Origin of the sequence: Rhizobium esperanzae (assembly GCF_014197615.1) — a bacterium.
Taxonomy (GTDB): Bacteria; Pseudomonadota; Alphaproteobacteria; order Rhizobiales; family Rhizobiaceae; genus Rhizobium; species Rhizobium esperanzae_A.
In genome coordinates this window covers 300,936-318,103 of sequence record NZ_JACIFY010000003.1, presented here as the reverse complement: position 1 = coordinate 318,103, position 17,168 = coordinate 300,936, and the positions used below count along the sequence as shown (strand labels likewise).

Genomic DNA, 17,168 nt, shown 5'->3' with positions numbered 1-17,168 from the left:
TGTTTGCATAAGAGGATAGGAGAAGGAGAATTGTTGTATCCCCTCTTAATCGATGATGACGTGCGGCACGAAACGCGACAGGTTGGCGGTTATACGCGAGCGGTCCTCGCGCACGGCAAGGCCGCAGGCCCGATCGCCGACGATCCAGCTGCCGAGCACGGCGAAGCCGCCATCGCTTTCGAAAAGCGGGGCATAGGCCTGGACGACGAATCCTTCATCGCCGTAATCGCCGGGGGCGGACATCAATTCCCGGCCATCTCGAAATATCGTGACGTTCTCGCCTTCTCGCGACAGCAGCGGTTTGCGCACATAGTCGGTGAGGGCCGATGCCGCCGGGTCGTCGGCGAAATAGCTCGGCAGCAGATTGGGGTGATTGGGATGGCGCCGCCAGAGCAGCGGCAAAAGCCCCTTGTTGGAAAGCACGGCCTTCCAGGCGGGCTCGATGAAAACATCGCCCGAGCGCACCAGTTCGCGGGCGAACGGCTCGCGCAGCATGAATTCCCATGGGTACAGCTTGAAGCAGCGGTCGATCACCCGATCCTGAAGGTCGGTGTAGCGGCCCTGCGCATCGATGCCGATCTCGCTCATGTCCAGAAGCTCGACGCGATGGCCGGCCTGTACCGCACAGTCCATCAGATAAACCGTCGTGCCGCGATCCTCCTCATTGTCAGTCATCGCGGCGAAGTGGAAGATCGGCCCTTTGGGAAACTGCTCGAACGCTTCGACGAGGCTTTCCTGCAAGGAATTGTACTGGTCCGCATCATTGGGCAGAACACCCAAAGCCATCTGGTCGGTCAGCCAATTGAACTGGAAATAGGCTGTCTCGAACACCGAAGTCGGCGTATCGGCGTTGTATTCGAGCAGCTTGGCGGGACCGGTGCCGTCGTAAGCGAGATCGAACCGGCCATAGAGATGCCGATCTCCGCGCAGCCAGGAGCGCTGCACCACATCGCGCAGATCCTCCGGAATGGCCAGCCGGTCGAGCGCCTCTTCGCTTCCGACGATATCACCGACCATATCCATGCACATGTCGTGCAGTTCCTGGCTCGGCTCTTCGATCTGCGTCTCGATCTCATCGAGCGTGAAGGTGTAGGCGGCATCGTCGAGCCAGTAGGGCTCACCGTACATGACGTGAAACCCGAAGCCGACGGCGCGCGCCTTGTCACGCCAATCGGGACGCGCCGGAAGAGTGATGCGCTTCATGTCAGCCGCCGAAACCGAAGGACGAACGGCCTCCGAAGCCTTGGCGGGCGACGGTGCGGGTATTGACGTTGACCGGCTTGACGCTCTGGCGCGAGGGCGCAATCGTGGTGTCGTAGCGCGCGCCGCCTGAGCGAACCGTCGTTGTCACCATCTGTCCGGAGCGATTGCGATAAATCGGCGTCGAACCGTAATAGAAGCCAATCTCCTCCTGGCGCCGGCGATAATCATTGTAGTCGCCGATGTTGTTCAGTGCCGAAGACAGCATGTAACCTGTCAGGAACGGCACGAAAAAGCTGCCGCTTCCGCCGGTATTGTTGTTAGGGACGGCATTGCTTCGCTGTTCAGTGCATTGGCCCGCGCCGTACTCGGCCTCGCAGGCGGCCATGCCGTTGAAATGCGGCGCGGTGACGAGATGGGCTCGCATGGCATCCTGATATCCGGCCTGGCAGACCTGCTGGTCCATGCCGGATGCCACGCATTGGTCGACGGAGGTGAACATGACCTCCGAAGGAGTCTGGTCGCCGCAACCGGATAGCGCCAGGGTCGAGGCGGCGATCGTGCCGAGGGCGAGGAAAGGTCGTTTGTGCCCGCTCTTGCGTCTGCGCATCGTTCCCTCCCCTCAATAGGTCATGCAGGCGGCATTGAGAATACCGATGACCAGTGCGATGCCGCCGCCCCATATGCCCGCGGCGATATTGTCGGCCGTGATCTTCTGATGCAGGTCTGTCATCGTGAAATTCGCAATGTAGTAAGCGAGAATCTGCGCCAGGATGCCGATCACCGCCCATATAATGTAGTCGACGACGCTGACCGAATTGGCGGCGGCCGAAGCCAGAGGCAGGCTGAAACCGACAAGCGCACCCAGGAATGCAGTAACGGCGGCAAGATTGCCCGCGCGAATGAGCTGGACCTCCGCTTGCGGCGTCAACCATGTGTAAATCACCGCAAAAACCGCGTAGGCGGCAAGACCGACGGCGAAATAACCAAGGAATGCAGGCAGGCCCGCCACATAATCGAGCATTGAAAAAGTCCTCCGTTAAAAATTGATGGGCGCTATCAGACGCGGCGAACGTCGGCTGGAGCAAGTCCATAGCCGATCAGAAATTCCACCGAGCTTCCCGTCTGGCTCTGTGCGAAATCGAGGTCGCGCTCGACATTGATCAGAAGCATTTCGCGCGTCGAGCCAAGCGGGCGATAATACAGCATGCAGGTCTGGTGAATGGAGCGCTGCTCTTCACCATCGTCGACCTTTTCGACGAACTCCGCCAGTTGGGCGCGCTCCGGGCCTTCGCCCCAGAAGCGGCTAAAGAGGATACCGTCGGCATCGTAGGACGGCTGGCCGATCAGGCCGTCCGGCCCGGTCCAGCGGCGCCATTCACCCTGCCCGGCAGGCACGACGCTGTCCCAAGGCTGATAAAAGCTGATGTCGTCGACGGCATCACCCGGCCGGCCCGACGTCGACATGACCTGAATCATCCGATGGTCTTCATCGTAGTAACGCGACAGAACGGTGGCGGCATCGAGCGAAACCTCACCGTAGCCGGCAATGATGAAGGGACCGCTCCGGGGCAGCGGCATGGCCGGCTCGCCGCCCAAAGCCTCGGCCTCGAGGGAGAGGAAATCGATTTCCAGGGCCCCGCCGATCGCGGCGCTCAAGGGGCCAAGTTCTTTGGGCAAGGGCTTTTCGTTCTTGTCTCTGCCGAACCATCCGATCATGATACGTCTCCCATTCGAACCCAAGCGATGGCAGCGGGATCTAGCCGCATTCCGCTGATGTAGTAAAGGGTTTCACCGCCCCGCATCTCAACCTCGTCTCGGCAATTGAGGTCGGTCATGCCCTGGCTCAGCAAGCCCACCAGCGTCACATTGTGCTCGCGCTTGAGGCTTAAAAACACGTCCCCATAGAGCAGCGGCGTTTGCAAAGGCGGGACCGGCAGGGAAAAGGCCGTGTCGGTGGAGGCGGCCGACAGCAGCCGTGCGGCGATTTCCGAAGAGCCCGGGTCACGGGCGGCACGCGACAGCAGCTCCTCGGCGAGCGAGCCCACCGCCTCGACGCGCGGCCGGAGTTGTTTGACCATCTGCGCCGTGCGGTCGTCGGCGAAATAAGCCACGATATGGGCATTGGGTGCATGGTCTTCGGCAATCAGCACTGCGGCCAGCGTCTCGTCGTCATTGGCCCCGCGCGCGATGATCGCGCGCGCCTGCGCCACTCCGGCCCGCACCAGGGCATCGGCATCGGAAAGCCGCTCGGTTCTGATATAGTCGGCGTAGTCGCTGGCGGGATTTTCCGCCAGGTCCTTGGCAACCAGAACGCTCATCGGTTCGTTGGCCTGCCGTTCGGCATGCAGCAGCCGCAGCGTCTGGTATGTCTGTCCCTCTTGCCAGCCGAGCACGATGATATGGCCGGCGCGTTCACTGTAATCGCCCAATCCGCGCATACGGTTCCTCCAGATCGTGCCGATAGTTGTCAATAATTTGCCAAGAACAGCGGTGAAGATGGCAATGCCACCGGGAAGAACGAACAGGACGGCAATGAGCCGGCCAAGCCCCGATTTTGGGGACAGGTCTCCATAGCCGACAGTCGTTGCCGTCACCATATAGTAGTAGAGAAAATCGATCGGATTGCCGACAAGATCGCCTTCGCCGGCCAGCATGAAGAGCAGATAAGAAGCGATCAGGTGGATTACGAGGATAAGAAAAAGCGCCGACCAAGCCAATTCGCTCAGCGAGAGATATACACGCCGCAACAATGAAGCGATAAATGGCACGCGATTCGCCCCCGTTCCCGGTGTGCAGCCTAGCGAAATTTATTTAGTGCGCCACCCCTTTAAGTGGCATACCGATTACCCAGATATTTTTCGGAATTCTAACCGATGGAGGATTTTTTGGAGACCTGGAACCTCACCACTTTGACGCGCCTGTTCGCCGCCGATCCGGAGGCACTCGGCGATGTGGATGTCGCCGTACCCGAACAGGGCGACATCCTATGCGTAACTCTTAAGGAAAAAGGCGATCTCGACGTCTTCGTCGCGGTGAGCGGAGAGCGTGATATCCTAGTCAGCGCCGTTCTGGTGCCGTGCAAGGATGTTCCCAACCGCGAAGCCTTCGAACGCATGGTGCTCAAGACGCACAAGTTCGTACCGCTCTCCAGCTTCGGCATCACCGCGATCAACGGTGAGGAATGGTATGAATTGTTCGGCTCGCTGTCGGCCCGTTCATCCGCCGACACGGTGGTCGAAGAGGTCGCAATTCTGGCGGCCAATGCCGTCGATGCGGCACACATGATTGAAGAATGGAAAAGCGGGGAGATTGCAGCGTGAGCACCTGGGGAAAGATTTTCACCGCCATTCGCGGCGGCATTAACGAGGCAGCGGAAGCCGCCGCCGACAGCCAGTCCATGCGCATTCTCGACCAGGAAATCCGCGACGCTGAACAATCGCTGCGCCGGGCGCGATCCGACCTGGCCGGCATCATGGCGTCCAACAAGAGCGTTATGCGCCGACTGGACGAAAACCGCGCCAAGGAGACCAAGGATACCGACAGCGCCCGCGCTGCGATCTCCGCCGGCCGCACCGATCTCGCTCAGGGTCTCGCCCAGCGCATCGCCACCAGCCGTGCCGAAGTGCAGCGCGACCAGGAGGAGCTCGATCGCCTGCTACCCCGCCAGCAGCAGATGCTGCGGACGATCCAGGATACCGAGGCACGCATTGCCCAGATGAAGCGCGAGGTGGAGAACGTCAAAGCCAACGAGTCGCTGCTGCGCGCGCAATCGGCGATTGCCCACAATCAGTCGGGCATCAATACCCGTCTCGGCAGCGCCGTCGAAAGTCTCGAACGCATCAAGAAACGCCAGGAAATCACGGCCGGCCGCATCGAAGCCGGTGCCGAACTGGCCGCGCTGGAAAACGGCGGCGATCTCGACCGTCAACTGCGCGAAGCCGGCATCGGCACTCCGAGCCATTCGGCAGACGACATTCTTGCCCAGCTGATGCTGCCGAAACATACGGCCGAGCCCGTCCTGCTGCCCGCCCCGACCGGCAGCAAAGACTGACAATCCCGGGAACGGCAGCCATTCTGCCGTTCCCGGCACGCCTGCGGCGTAGGCGAGAGCATGTCGTCGTTTCTTAACTGAGGCCGAGGAACTGCTTCAGCTCGGGGGTCTGCGGATTGGCGAAGACGTCTTCCGGCCGGCCCGCTTCGTGGACCCGGCCCTGATGCATGAAGACGACGCGGTTGCAGACGTCGCGGGCGAACTTCATCTCGTGTGTCACCATCAGCAGCGTCATTCCCTCCGCGGCAAGCTCACGCACCACGGCCAGAACTTCAGCGACCAGTTCCGGATCGAGCGCGGAGGTGATCTCGTCGCAAAGAAGCGCTGCCGGCTGCATGGCGAGCGCGCGGGCGATGGCGACGCGCTGCTGCTGACCGCCCGAGAGCTCGTCCGGATAGGCGTCGAACCGGTGGCCGAGCCCTACCCGTTCCAGCATCTTGCGGGCAGTTGCCTCGGCTTCGGCCTTCGGGGTCTTTTTGACCACGGTCTGCGATAGCATGACGTTGCCGCCGACGGTCAAATGCGGGAAGAGGTTGAACTGCTGAAAGATCATGCCGACCTTCAGCCGCAATGCCTTCAGATGCACTTCGTCATCCAGAAGCTGCGCGCCTGCGACAGCGATCGAACCGTCGGTGATCGACTCCAGTCCGTTGATGCAGCGAAGCAGGGTCGATTTGCCCGAACCGCTCTTGCCGATGATGGCGATGACCTCACCGGGCTCGACATTGAGATTGATGCCCTTCAGCACCTCGGTGGTACCAAAGCTCTTGCGGACTTCAGTGATTTCGATGAGCGACATTGAGCTTCCTTTCCAGGATCTGGCTGCTTTTCGACAAAGGCCAGCAGAGGGCGAAGTAGATGAGGGCGACGAGCCCATAGACCGTGAAGGGCTGGAAGGTGGCATTGGTGACCACGGTGCCGGCTTTCGACAATTCGACGAAGCCGATGATCGAGGTCAGTGCCGTACCCTTGACGATCTGAACAGAGAAACCGACCGTAGGCGGGATGGCGACCCTCAGCGCCTGCGGCAGGATGACGTAGCGCATCTGCTGCATCCGCCCCATGCCGAGGCTGGCGGAGGCTTCCCATTGACCCCGCGCAACCGCTTCGACACAGCCGCGCCAGATTTCGGCAAGAAAGGCTGCGCTCCACAGGGTGAGCGCCAATCCCGCGGCAAGCCAGGCCGGCACGTCGATGCCGAACAGGCCGAGCCCGAAAAAGGCGATGAAGAGTTGCATCAGCAGCGGCGTGCCCTGGAAGAGCTCGATATAATATTTCGCGAGTGCCCTGAACGCCTTGCGCTTGCTGATGCGCAAGAACAGCAGCCCCAGCCCGACCGCGCCGCCGCCGATGAACGAGACGAGCGAAAGCAGGATCGTCCAGCGGGTGGCAAGCAGCAGGTTGCGCAGAATGTCCCAGAGTGTGAACGTGATCATCGTGCTGCCCTCCTCGGGAAAATCAACCCGCCGACCATTGCCAGCACCTGCCGCAACAGGATCGCCAGCACCAGATAGATTGATGTCGAGACGATGTAGGCCTCGAAGGCGCGAAAGGTTCGCGATTGGATGAAATTGGCGGCAAAGGTCAGATCCTCGGCGGCGATCTGCGACACCACCGATGAGCCGAGCATGACGATGACCACCTGCGACGACAGCGCCGGCCAGATGCGCTGCAGCGACGGAACGAGAATGACATGGCGGAAGGTTTCGAAGCGCGTCATGGCGAGGCTCGCGCCGGCCTCGAACTGGCCCTTCGGGGTCGCCTGGATGCCGGCGCGGATGATCTCGCAGCTATAGGCGCCGAGGTTGATAACCATCGCCAGATTGGCCGCGGTCAGTTCGGGAAGCTGAAGACCGAGCGACGGCAGGCCGAAGAAGATGAAAAACAGCTGGATCAGGAACGGCGTGTTGCGGATCAGTTCGACATAGGTCGCAACGACCGGCTTCAGCCACGCCGGACCGAGCGCGCGCACCCAGGCGCAGAAGATGCCAAGCGCAATGCCGAGCACACCGCCGATGGCGATAAGCTCCAGCGTGACCAGTATGCCCTTGATGATCTCAGGATAATATTCAAGCAGCCAGCCGAATTCGAAATGGTAGCTCAAGGAATTCTCCCCTCTTGCGGTGACGAGCCTCGGTCATCCCGCGCGTGGGGCGCGGGATGATGTCCGTAAGACCGGCTCTTTAGAGATCGGACGGGAGATCGGCGCCGAGCCACTTCTGCGATATGGCATTCAAGCTGCCATCCGTCTTGGCGGCAGCGATAATGGCGTTCACCTTCTCCAGAAGAGCCGCCTGCTCCTTGTTGAGACCGATGTAGCAGGGCGAATTCTTGATGAGGAACTTCATCTCAGGGCGCTTCGGGGGATTCTTGGCGAGGATCGCAGCGGCCACGACGTTGCCGGTGGCAATGGTGTCGACCTGGCCGGAGAGGAAGGCCGAGATCGTGCCGTTATTGTCCTCGTAGCGCTTGATCGTCGCATCGGCCGGCGCGATCTTGGTCAACTCGAGATCCTCGACAGCGCCGCGCGTGACGCCGACGCTCTTGCCTGCGAGATCTTCCGCCTTGGCGATCGAAAGATCGGCCGGCGCGAACACGCCGTTGAAAAAGGGTGCGTAGGCAGCAGAGAAATCGATCACCTTTTCGCGCTCCGCATTCTTGCCGAGACTTGAAATGACCAGATCGACCTTGTTGGTCTGCAGATAGGGGACGCGATTGGCGCTGGTAACCGGCACCAGTTCGGTCTTGACGCCCAACTTTTCGGCGATGAGGTTGGCCACGTCGATATCGTAGCCCATCGGGGCCATATCGGTGCCGACGCTGCCGAAGGGTGGGAAATCCTGCGGGACGGCGACACGCAGCGTCCCGCGCGCCGTGATGTCGGCGAGAGCATCGGCGTAGGACGCGGAACCGAAGCTAAAGGTTGCAGCCAGGGTCGCGATCGCGAAGAAGACTCGTCTTGTCAGCATGTTTCAATTGCTCCTTTGAAGTTTGTGGTTTTTGGGTCTGTCAGTTGGGGATACGGTCCTGGAAGGAAGCGACAGGGAACTGCGCAGTTCTGAGAGCGGATCCGGGCGAGCGGTGAGGTCGAGGCCCATTTCCACCTCGTCGAGATGTTCGACAGCGAGCTCCGCCGCTCTGCCGAAATCGCCCGCTTGCATCGCCTGGAAGATGCGGCAATGCCCGTCATGAGACTGTGCGGCATGAAATTCAGATTGATAGAGCATGGAAATGAGGATCGTCCTCGCGGTGAGATCGCGAAGGATATCGACGATGATGGCGTTCCCGCTCAATTCCGCGATACGGATGTGAAAATCACCCATCAAATAGGTCAGGCGCTGGCGGTCGCCCGCAGCAATCGCGCTTCTTTCCTCGTTCAAATGCGCATCGAGAGCTTCCCGTCCCGCGTCTGTCAGCACACGCATGCTGCGCAACAATCCGGCCTCGATGATGCGTCGCGCCTCATAGACCGCGATCGCCTCTTCGGCGGAGGGCTCGACGACAAACCAGCCCCGCCTCGGACTGACATGCACGATGCCGCGTGTTTCCAGGCGCATCATGGCTTCGCGAACGCGGGTGCGAGAGACCCCGAAGAGGCTTGCCAGCTGGTTTTCGCTGAGACGGGTACCCGGCCGGATCCTGGCCGAAAGAATCCCGGAAACGATCGTTTCCTCGATGGTCTTCTGCGTGGTGTCTGATGTCTGGCTATCTTGCATACAAGACAGCAAAGCAAAGCGCGTGCCAAAATTCCGCGTTCAGGATTTCCAAGATCTCCTGGATTCATCCTCTGAAATCTGCACGCAGGGAATGCAGACTGAACGCAAATTGGGCGCGCGCGCCTGCAACCGCCTTGCCAACTCGATCAGCGTCGGCCGCTCACGTGGCGGCTTGCTTAGGTGCCGGCAGCATTCGCTTATCCCGTGCGGTTGAGGGTGGCTGCACTGAGTTCCGTCTAAGGCGCGCCGGATTCAAGCGGGTTCAGGCGACGCGCTATAAATTTTTGTTTTCGTACATGTCGGTGTCTCAAAACCGCCGCACGGTTTTAGGCGACCTGCATCAGTTGAAGCTCGAGGTCTTCAGGAATTCCGCGAGCCGTTCGGTTTTCGGATGCACGAACATCTCCTTCGGATCCCCCTCCTCGCAGATCACTCCCTGGTTCATGAAGATGACGCGCGATGAAACTTCGTAGGCAAAACGCATCTCGTGGGTGACGAGCAGCATGGTCATGCCGTCGGCGGCAAGACCCTTGATGACCTGCAGCACTTCGCCGACCAGTTCGGGATCGAGCGCCGAGGTCACTTCGTCGAACAGCATCAGCCGCGGCGACATGGCGATGGCGCGGGCAATGGCGACGCGCTGCTGCTGGCCGCCGGAAAGCTGACCGGGATAATGGTTCGTGCGGGCGGCAAGACCGACACGATCGAGCCATTTCTCCGCGATCGCACGGGCCTCCGGCTTCGTCATTTTCTTGACCTTGACGAGGCCGAGCATAACGTTTTCAGCAGCACTCATATGCGGGAAAAGATTGAACTGCTGGAACGCCATGCCGGTCAGCGCGCGCTGGCGTGCGATCTCCTTCTCGCTTTTGCGGCGACGCGTCGCGCCTTCGACATGGTAGCCGATCTCCTCGCCGTCGAGGCTGATCGTGCCGCCCTGGAATTCTTCCAGCATGTTGACGCAGCGCAGCAAGGTGGTCTTTCCGGAACCGGACGAGCCGATGATGGAAATGACCTCACCCTCCGCCACGGCGCAATCGACGCCTTTGAGAACTTCGTGGATGCCGTAAGTCTTGCGCAGACCCTTGATGTCGAGAATGGTCTTGGCCATCGGGGGAACTCCTCAGGACGGCAGGGCGGTCTTGCGCTCGACATATTTGCCGAAGTGCTCGATGCCGTAGTTGACAATGAAATAGAGACCGCCGGCCAGGAAATAGAACTGGAGGCTCATGAAGTTGCGGGAGATGATCTCCTGCGTGCGCAGGAGAAGCTCGGCGACGCCGATGACCGAGAGCAGCGTCGAGGCCTTTACCATTTCGGCCGCCGTATTGACCCAGGCCGGCAAGCACTGGCGCATGGCCTGCGGCCACAGCACCGAGGTGAAGGTCTGGGTGAAGGTCAGGCCGATCGCCTTGGCCGCTTCGGTCTGCCCCTTCGGGATCGCTTGAAGCGCGCCGCGGACGATTTCGCCGACATGGGAAGAGCAGAAGACCGCAAGGGCCAGCACGCCGGCGGAGAACGGCCCGAGATCGAGCCCGACGGCTGCCGAGACGTAATAGCTTGCCAGCACCAGCACCAGTACCGGCGTGCCGCGGATGATATCGGTATAGGCGCGCACGAGAAGCCGCAAAACAACGCCGCCATAGACGAGCGCCAGACCGACGAAAACGCCGAGTACGGACCCTGCGAGGATGGCCAGCAGCGAGATCGACACGGTCACGCCGATACCGTTGATGATGACGTAGCGGGCGATCCAGAGTTGTTCGAGAAAGGTGTGGGACATCAGGTCTATCTCGGCAGGGCCAGACGGCGCTCGACGAAGCGCATCACGGCGGCGATGAGGAAACAGGTCACGACATAGAGGGCCGAGGTGACCATCCAGGTTTCTATGACGCGGAAACTCTCGACATTGATCTTGCGGGCGGCAAAGGTCAGTTCCGGCACGGCGATGGCGGCGGCGAGCGAGGTGTCCTTGAAGAGCGAGATGATCGTCGAGGACAGCGACGGCAGCACGTTGCGCAGCATCAGCGGCGCGATGATCGAGCGGCGGATCTGCATTCCCGTCAGGCCGATGGCAAGACCGGCTTCCGTCAACCCTCTCGGGATCGACAGCAGCCCGGCGCGGAACACCTCGGCGAGATAGGCACCGGAATAGAGGGAGAGCACCAGAACGAAGCTTTTCATCTTGTCGAGACGCAAACCCATCTGCGGCAGCGCGAAAAAGGCGAAAAGCACCAGGACAAGGATCGGCAGGTTGCGAATGACAGTGACATAGACCCGCGCCGGCAAGACCGCGAAGCGGCTTTTGGACGTCAGCGCGAAGGCCACGACGAGGCCGATCGCCGCCCCGATCAGGATGGAGATCACCGCAAGGCCGAGGCTGAGCGCAAGCCCGCTCAAAAGAAAATCGAAATTGCGCCAGACGGCAGCAAAATTCAGCGTGTAACCCATGCGGGCCGCCCTTTCAGACGAACGCATCGTGCACGATGCGTGGATTCAAAATGTTGCGTCCGTTGCGCGTCTGAAAAGACACGCGGCGCTGCAGCGGAGCGGGAGAACAATCCCGCTCCGCATGGCCGTTACTTGTACTCGACAGGAAAGCCGATCTGCGGCGGGGCCAGATCCTTGCCGAACCAGGTCTTGAAGGACTTGGCGTAAAAGTCGAACTCGACGCCGGTCATGGCTTCATGCAGGGCGGTGTTGACGAAATTCAGCCAGTCCTGATCGCCGCGTTTGACCGCGCAGGCGTAGGTCTGCGGGTTCCAGCCGTAGCCGGCGTCTTTGTAGCGGCCCGGATTCTGCGTCATGTACCAGGCAAGCGACGACTGGTCGGTGGCGACGGCATCGGCGCGTCCCGACTCCAGCGCCTGATAGATCAGGTCGACGGAATCGTACTGATCGACGGTCGCCTCCGGCAATGCCGCATGCACCATGGTCTCGGCATAGACGTTCTGAAGCACCGAAATGGTGACGGAGGAACCGGCCGCCTTGAGGGCGGCATAGTCGGCGTATTTTCCGTCCGCCTTGAGCATCAGGCCGACGCCTTCGCGATAATAGGGAATGGTGAAGGCGACCTGCTGGGCGCGTTCGCCGGTCACGGTCATGAACTGGCAGGTGATGTCGACTTTGTCGGTGGTGATGTTGGGGATGCGGGCGTCGGAGGACTGGTTCACATACTCGATCTTCTCGGGATCGCCGAACAGCGCCTTGGCGATGATATGGCCCATGTCGACGTCGAAGCCCTGCAGCTTGTCGTCCGCACTCTTGAAGTGCCAGGGCGCGTTGGTGCTGCCCGTGCCGAGGACGAGATGGCCGCGGGCCAGCACTTCATCGAGCTTGCTGCCGGCAGCCAGTGCAGGCGTGGAGAGCAGCGCGGCTGTTATCAGCGACATCACACCGGTGCGAAAGGAAATGGTCATGGCGTTCCCCTTATGGATGGTTCCCATTATTCCAGTATAATGGACGCATGTCTGTTTTACTGGAATAACGTATCAAGTGCCATCGGGGATGAATTGTCAATGGGGCATGCCGGAAAAACGCGCAGGGCTGCACGTGGCGATTTTTTTGGCAGCGCAGCATTCCAGCCGTTTGCGGACGACCGCCTGGCTGCGTTCTGATTGTTTTGGTGAGTGAGGCGGCGTGCGATGAGGTTTGGCCGGGAATGCGGAAAACGCAGCGCATTTCCGTGAAAAATCAGGAAATGCGCTGGGGAAACAGAGTGAGGCCTTTTACGGATTCATGCCGCGAGACGGTGGAACCGCATTGTCGAGACCGGATATCGAGGCTGTCGCCCGCAAGCCTCTTCTAGAGACTTTCCGATCGGTTCATTTCCCGCAGATCAGAAGTCTTCCCAATCCGTCCTCAGCGCGGCAGCCGCCGATCCACGTTGGCTGGAAACGGTGGGTGCGGTACGAACAACTTTCAAAGCCGTCGGCCTGCCGGCGTGATGCGCGGCCTGCGCGGCCGAAGACCGGGATATCGGTGCATCGTCGAAACGGAACTGTTCGAGAAGCTCGAAGAGCGCGGCGGCTTCTCTTGCGAGACCATGGCTCGCAGCCGTCTGCTCCTCGACCATCGCGGCATTCTGCTGCGTTCCCTGGTCGACGGTGTTGATGGCCTGGCTGATCTCGCCGAGCGCGGTCGATTGCTCGCGCGCCGCCTCCACGATCGCCGTGACGTTGGTATTGATGTCGTGAACCTGACTGGCGATTTCCTGCAGCGCGGATCCGGCATTGGTGACGAGGGCGACACCGTTTGCCACATGGGAACCGGACGCGGTGATCAGGCTCTTGATCTCCTTGGCAGCCTTCGCCGAACGCTGCGCCAGCTCCCGGACCTCTTGAGCAACGACCGCAAAACCCTTGCCCGCCTCCCCTGCCCGTGCCGCCTCTACGCCGGCATTGAGCGCCAGAAGATTCGTCTGAAAAGCGATCTCGTCGATCACTCCGATGATATTGGAAATTTCGCGTGACGAGGTCTCGATCTGATCCATCGCTCCGATCGCATCGCGCACCACCTGGCCGGAATGCTCCGCATGGTCTCTGGTGTGCGCCACGAGTTGACCGGCCTCCTCGGCGCGGCGGCTCGAATCCTTGACCGTCGTCGTGATTTCCTCGAGGGCGGCCGCCGTCTGTTCGACGGATGCCGCTTGCTGTTCGGTCCGTTTTGCCAGGTCGTCGGCTGCGGTGCGGATCTCGTTGGAACCGGCCGAAATCGCCTTGGCATTTTCGGCAACCGTTGCCATCGCGCCCTTCAACTTCCCCGAGGCGCTGTTGAAGTCGGTGCGCAGCCGCTCCAACGAAGGAATGAAGGGCTTTGGGATCGTCTGCGACAGGTCGCCGTCGGCGAAATTCGTCAGGCAGCGGGCAAGCTGTTCGACATTCTCGACGCGCGCCGTGACATCGGTCGCGAACTTCACGACTTTCGACACTTTGCCGGTCAGGTCGAAAATCGGATTGTAGGAGGCCTGGATGTAGACTTTCCGTCCGCCCTTGCCCACCCGCATGAATTCGTCGGCAATCAGCTGGCCGCTCGCCAGCTTGTTCCAGAATTCCTTGTACGCCTCCGACCTCGCATAGTCGGCTTCACAGAAGATCGAATGATGTTTGCCTTGGATCTCGGCAAGCGAATAGCCGAGTGCGGCGAGAAAATTGTCGTTGGCGTTCAGCACTTCGCCGGCTGGCGTGAATTCGATGATCGCCTGAGCGCGCGACAACGCGTCGATCTTGCCCGCATCCTCGGCGGCTTTCAGCTTCTGCGCGGTGATATCGGTTGCGATCTTGATGACCTTGACGGGCTTGCCGCGTCGGAACACGGGATTGTAGGATGCTTCGATCCAAACCTCGCGGCCGCCTTTTCCGAGCCGCTTGTATTGCTGCTGATCGTATTGTCCGGCTGCCAGCTTCGTCCAGAATGCCTTGTAGTCTGCCGAGGATGCATAGCCGGGCTCGACGAACATGCTGTGATGTTTTCCGACGATCTCCCTCAACTCGTAACCGAGCGCCCTGCAGAAGTTTTCGTTGGCGGTGAGGATCGTGCCCGACATGTCGAACTCGATCATGGCTTGCGAGTTCGATAAAGCGGCAAGAGCCGCGACTGCATTGGCACCACGATCAAGAATGCTCATCCGCAAACCCCCCACACAGATTTCATCGCTGTCCAATTCGGACAGGCTACGAATATTTACCCATGTTTATTAATGGGGATTTAATGATTAATATAAGGTTTAGCGCTCTATTTTGGGCCTTTAATGGCCATCGCGCGCTGATGGCAGCCCTATTTTGATGAACTTCCGTCAGGTTCTGAGGAGCCGATGTGGAGATCCAAAGGGCTACGGCGTCGTTGCACAGTAGAAAAGAAACACAGCGCTGGAACGATCGTTCAGCCGCTTTTCAGTTGCGCCATCGTCAGCAGCGTATCGGCGCTGATCGTCGCCGAACCGGTCAGGATAGAAAGCGCTGTCGACGTGGTGCCCGTCCCGTTGGCCATGTCGTACATGGCGGTGAAGCGCTTGATCAGATTGTCGACCTTGTCGGGATCCGACAGATCCTTGATATCGATGAAATTGCCGACCATTTCAGCTTGCTTGTCGACGTCCATGTTCGAGACATAACTCGACAGGTTGAAGGTCGTGGTAAAAAACTCAAAGAGCGCGCTGTCGCCCAGAATGTCATAGGCGTTCGAGATCTCCGGCGCCTTACGCTGGAAGTATAGAGCGAGGCGCACGCCGGTATTGCTGTCGCCCTGGTCGTCTTCGAGCGTCATGCGGACATAGGAGTCGATCGTCTCCAGCACGTCGCCGCGCTGCTGCACCGTCCCGGTCGGCTGCGCCGAGATATTGCCATCCTGATCGAAATTGAACGCACCGACGAGTTCGGCGAAACGATTGTCGTCCAGCTTGTTGACATAGCTATCTTCGTCATCGAGATCGGACGAAAACATCTTCTTCAGCTGATCCGAGGTGACATCGTCGGGATCGAGTCCCTTCGCCTCGAGCACAAAACTCACCAAGCGATCATCGGCCAGAAATTCGCTCGCCGTGGTGATCGTCGCCATCTGCTCGCGAAAATAGGTGATCTCGTCATCCGCCGCGTCGGTCGCCTCGGTCAGTTCGTCACCGTCGAGGTAACGGATTTTGTTCTGCTTGTAATAGGCGGCATAGTCGTCGACGACAGATTCCGACATGGCCTGCAGGGGAACGGTGACGTCGCCATCGCTGTCGAAGTTGAATGCCTTCCGAAAGGCGACGAACCGGTCGTCGTTCAGGCCGTTGACATAGCTTTTCGAATCCGTGGGATCGCTTTCGAGAATCTTCCGAACCTGGCTTTTCGAAACCTCGGTGGAGTCTATGCCAAAGGCGCGCAGCGCCATTTCCCACATTTCCGGGAGATCGTCGTTGCCATCGTCGTCGTCGTCGGCATTCGACACGAGGAAATCATCGATCGAGGTGACGCTGGCGATGCGCGTCGTATAGTTGTCGACGGCATCCTCCGTGTCGGTATTGGCGACCAGCACCTGATAGTTTTCATCGAAGGCCGCCGTCGTCGCCGTGGTCTGATCCGATGTCTGGGCGGCGTCGCCATCGGCAAGCGCGCCGTCCTCATCGAAATTGAAGGCATCATGCAGATCGGACAGACCGATTGCGTCGGCGATGTCGGCGCTTTTCAGTGCCGCGGAAATGAACGTGTCGGTTTCGTCATCGGTCAGCCCGTAAGCGGTCCTGAGATAATCGACCAGCTTGTCGTCGTTCATCAACTGATCGACGGAGGTGATGTTTCCGATCTGCTCCGCGAAATAGGTGTCGTAGGCTTCTCCGGTGTCCGAAGAGGCAATCGTCGACGAGGCCACCGCGTAACCGCTCGTCACCAGCGAGAGCTGGTCTTCCGACATCACGTCGCCGTCGGTCGAACCGTCCTCGTTGAAGTTGAAGGCCTTTGCCAGGCTGACATAAACGTCGTCACCGAGCTGGTTGACGAAACTGTCGGGGTCGTCGAGATCGCTCGTCAAAACCTGTTCCAGGAAGCTGCTGGAAGTTTATTCGGTGCTGAGACCGAAGGCTGTCAGCGCATAGTTCTTCAATCTCGAACTCGAGAGGAAATCATCGACTGAGGTGATCGACGAGATATTCTCTTCGAAATAATCCGTCTCGTCGGCGATATTCTCCGCCTCGGTGTCGAAGGATGTCTCATAGGCATCGAGCAGGTTGTCCCGCTGCACGTCGGATTGCGCCGTCTTCGTCTCGCCGGAAAATTTGAAGGCGGCGGCGAACTCGGCATAACGGCTGTCGCTCAGGCTGTTGGCGAAGCTCGATGAATCGCTGAGGTCGCTTTCCAGCACCTTCTTCATGAAGGCCTTGGCATATGTCATGTCGTCGAGCCCGTAGGCCTTCATGGCATAGGAGTAGAGCTTATAATCGCCCATGAATTCATCGACCGTCGTGACCTTGTCGATGTTTTCTTTGTAGTAGGCGCTGTCGCGGGAAACCGTGGCCTGAGACGCGACGTTCGAGAGACTGGTGTTGAGATTTCGCGCGACTGCGAGATAGCTTACATAGGTGGAAACCAACGTCTGTTCCTCTAACCTTTTGTTTTACGCAAAACCGCTACGCACTCTTGCTGGAATTGCTCCAGGCACGGCGGTGCCGCGCGAAAGCCTGCCGGCGGTCACGGGTAAACTTTTCATCTCTACAGGGAGGTTGT

17 protein-coding genes and 1 pseudogene are annotated in these 17,168 nt (G+C 59.8%); 2 read left to right on the top strand and 16 right to left on the bottom strand.

The features are described 5' to 3' along the window. Nucleotides 1-45: 45 nt before the first annotated feature. From GGD57_RS06270 to GGD57_RS06250, 5 genes are read right to left on the bottom strand one after another with little or no spacing between them, the layout of a single operon-like run. Nucleotides 46-1,203 (bottom strand): glutathionylspermidine synthase family protein, encoded by a 1,158-nt coding sequence (locus GGD57_RS06270; RefSeq protein WP_184467907.1) that lies wholly within the window; start codon nucleotides 1,201-1,203, stop codon nucleotides 46-48. A gap of 1 nt (nucleotide 1,204) precedes the next feature. Further along, the gene (locus GGD57_RS06265; protein WP_184467905.1) at nucleotides 1,205-1,810 is read right to left on the bottom strand and encodes a DUF1190 domain-containing protein; all 606 of its coding nucleotides are present in this window, start codon (nucleotides 1,808-1,810) and stop codon (nucleotides 1,205-1,207) included. Between the two features lie 12 nt (nucleotides 1,811-1,822). Continuing rightward, the gene (locus tag GGD57_RS06260) at nucleotides 1,823-2,224 is read right to left on the bottom strand and encodes a DUF350 domain-containing protein (protein WP_184467902.1); all 402 of its coding nucleotides are present in this window, start codon (nucleotides 2,222-2,224) and stop codon (nucleotides 1,823-1,825) included. Between the two features lie 35 nt (nucleotides 2,225-2,259). Further along, entirely contained in the window at nucleotides 2,260-2,919 is a 660-nt protein-coding gene (locus GGD57_RS06255) for a DUF2491 family protein (RefSeq protein ID WP_184467900.1), read from the bottom strand. Continuing rightward, nucleotides 2,916-3,971 (bottom strand): ion channel, encoded by a 1,056-nt coding sequence (locus GGD57_RS06250; protein ID WP_184467898.1) that lies wholly within the window; start codon nucleotides 3,969-3,971, stop codon nucleotides 2,916-2,918. The genes GGD57_RS06255 and GGD57_RS06250 overlap by 4 nt, the downstream gene beginning before the upstream one ends. A gap of 105 nt (nucleotides 3,972-4,076) precedes the next feature. On the opposite strand from GGD57_RS06250, the gene GGD57_RS06245 reads away from it, so the two are divergent. Next, nucleotides 4,077-4,523 (top strand): YjfI family protein, encoded by a 447-nt coding sequence (locus GGD57_RS06245; RefSeq protein ID WP_184467896.1) that lies wholly within the window; start codon nucleotides 4,077-4,079, stop codon nucleotides 4,521-4,523. Then, nucleotides 4,520-5,254, top strand: a complete 735-nt coding sequence (locus tag GGD57_RS06240) for a PspA/IM30 family protein (protein WP_184467894.1) — start codon at nucleotides 4,520-4,522, stop codon at nucleotides 5,252-5,254. The genes GGD57_RS06245 and GGD57_RS06240 overlap by 4 nt, the downstream gene beginning before the upstream one ends. A gap of 73 nt (nucleotides 5,255-5,327) precedes the next feature. Here GGD57_RS06240 and GGD57_RS06235 read toward each other — a convergent pair whose 3' ends face one another. The 11 genes and pseudogenes from GGD57_RS06235 to GGD57_RS06185 form a co-directional block, all read right to left on the bottom strand. Next, the gene (locus tag GGD57_RS06235) at nucleotides 5,328-6,053 is read right to left on the bottom strand and encodes an amino acid ABC transporter ATP-binding protein (RefSeq protein ID WP_184467892.1); all 726 of its coding nucleotides are present in this window, start codon (nucleotides 6,051-6,053) and stop codon (nucleotides 5,328-5,330) included. After that, the gene (locus tag GGD57_RS06230) at nucleotides 6,031-6,690 is read right to left on the bottom strand and encodes an amino acid ABC transporter permease (protein ID WP_126909339.1); all 660 of its coding nucleotides are present in this window, start codon (nucleotides 6,688-6,690) and stop codon (nucleotides 6,031-6,033) included. Before GGD57_RS06230 ends, GGD57_RS06235 begins: the two co-directional genes overlap by 23 nt. After that, nucleotides 6,687-7,358 (bottom strand): amino acid ABC transporter permease, encoded by a 672-nt coding sequence (locus tag GGD57_RS06225; protein ID WP_184467891.1) that lies wholly within the window; start codon nucleotides 7,356-7,358, stop codon nucleotides 6,687-6,689. Before GGD57_RS06225 ends, GGD57_RS06230 begins: the two co-directional genes overlap by 4 nt. 79 nt (nucleotides 7,359-7,437) lie before the next feature. Continuing rightward, nucleotides 7,438-8,223, bottom strand: coding sequence for a transporter substrate-binding domain-containing protein (locus GGD57_RS06220; RefSeq protein WP_184467889.1), 786 nt, complete (start codon nucleotides 8,221-8,223; stop codon nucleotides 7,438-7,440). Nucleotides 8,224-8,226: 3 nt separating this feature from the next. Continuing rightward, on the bottom strand, nucleotides 8,227-8,970 hold the full coding sequence (locus GGD57_RS06215) for a GntR family transcriptional regulator (protein ID WP_184467887.1): 744 nt from the start codon (nucleotides 8,968-8,970) through the stop codon (nucleotides 8,227-8,229). Between the two features lie 340 nt (nucleotides 8,971-9,310). After that, on the bottom strand, nucleotides 9,311-10,081 hold the full coding sequence (locus GGD57_RS06210) for an amino acid ABC transporter ATP-binding protein (protein ID WP_184467885.1): 771 nt from the start codon (nucleotides 10,079-10,081) through the stop codon (nucleotides 9,311-9,313). A gap of 12 nt (nucleotides 10,082-10,093) precedes the next feature. After that, nucleotides 10,094-10,753, bottom strand: coding sequence for an amino acid ABC transporter permease (locus GGD57_RS06205; RefSeq protein ID WP_085740342.1), 660 nt, complete (start codon nucleotides 10,751-10,753; stop codon nucleotides 10,094-10,096). A 5-nt stretch (nucleotides 10,754-10,758) separates the two neighbouring features. Continuing rightward, nucleotides 10,759-11,421 (bottom strand): amino acid ABC transporter permease, encoded by a 663-nt coding sequence (locus GGD57_RS06200; protein ID WP_184467883.1) that lies wholly within the window; start codon nucleotides 11,419-11,421, stop codon nucleotides 10,759-10,761. A 128-nt stretch (nucleotides 11,422-11,549) separates the two neighbouring features. Beyond that, complete coding sequence (locus GGD57_RS06195) at nucleotides 11,550-12,389, bottom strand: transporter substrate-binding domain-containing protein (RefSeq protein ID WP_184467881.1); 840 nt, start codon at nucleotides 12,387-12,389, stop codon at nucleotides 11,550-11,552. 419 nt (nucleotides 12,390-12,808) lie between these two features. Beyond that, nucleotides 12,809-14,596, bottom strand: a complete 1,788-nt coding sequence (locus tag GGD57_RS06190; RefSeq protein ID WP_184467879.1) for a methyl-accepting chemotaxis protein — start codon at nucleotides 14,594-14,596, stop codon at nucleotides 12,809-12,811. A 254-nt stretch (nucleotides 14,597-14,850) separates the two neighbouring features. Further along, nucleotides 14,851-17,034: pseudogene (locus GGD57_RS06185) on the bottom strand (DUF1217 domain-containing protein). Nucleotides 17,035-17,168 lie beyond the last annotated feature (134 nt).

Bases quoted from the DNA above. Each gene is read 5' to 3' on its own strand.
- GGD57_RS06270 (WP_184467907.1), bottom strand. From the start codon at position 1,203: ATGAAGCGCATCACTCTTCCGGCGCGTCCCGATTGGCGTGACAAGGCG.
- GGD57_RS06265 (WP_184467905.1), bottom strand. From the start codon at position 1,810: ATGCGCAGACGCAAGAGCGGGCACAAACGACCTTTCCTCGCCCTCGGC.
- GGD57_RS06260 (WP_184467902.1), bottom strand. From the start codon at position 2,224: ATGCTCGATTATGTGGCGGGCCTGCCTGCATTCCTTGGTTATTTCGCC.
- GGD57_RS06255 (WP_184467900.1), bottom strand. From the start codon at position 2,919: ATGATCGGATGGTTCGGCAGAGACAAGAACGAAAAGCCCTTGCCCAAA.
- GGD57_RS06245 (WP_184467896.1), top strand. From the start codon at position 4,077: ATGGAGGATTTTTTGGAGACCTGGAACCTCACCACTTTGACGCGCCTG.
- GGD57_RS06235 (WP_184467892.1), bottom strand. From the start codon at position 6,053: ATGTCGCTCATCGAAATCACTGAAGTCCGCAAGAGCTTTGGTACCACC.
- GGD57_RS06230 (WP_126909339.1), bottom strand. From the start codon at position 6,690: ATGATCACGTTCACACTCTGGGACATTCTGCGCAACCTGCTGCTTGCC.
- GGD57_RS06220 (WP_184467889.1), bottom strand. From the start codon at position 8,223: ATGCTGACAAGACGAGTCTTCTTCGCGATCGCGACCCTGGCTGCAACC.
- GGD57_RS06215 (WP_184467887.1), bottom strand. From the start codon at position 8,970: ATGCAAGATAGCCAGACATCAGACACCACGCAGAAGACCATCGAGGAA.
- GGD57_RS06210 (WP_184467885.1), bottom strand. From the start codon at position 10,081: ATGGCCAAGACCATTCTCGACATCAAGGGTCTGCGCAAGACTTACGGC.
- GGD57_RS06205 (WP_085740342.1), bottom strand. From the start codon at position 10,753: ATGTCCCACACCTTTCTCGAACAACTCTGGATCGCCCGCTACGTCATC.
- GGD57_RS06200 (WP_184467883.1), bottom strand. From the start codon at position 11,421: ATGGGTTACACGCTGAATTTTGCTGCCGTCTGGCGCAATTTCGATTTT.
- GGD57_RS06195 (WP_184467881.1), bottom strand. From the start codon at position 12,389: ATGACCATTTCCTTTCGCACCGGTGTGATGTCGCTGATAACAGCCGCG.
- GGD57_RS06190 (WP_184467879.1), bottom strand. From the start codon at position 14,596: ATGAGCATTCTTGATCGTGGTGCCAATGCAGTCGCGGCTCTTGCCGCT.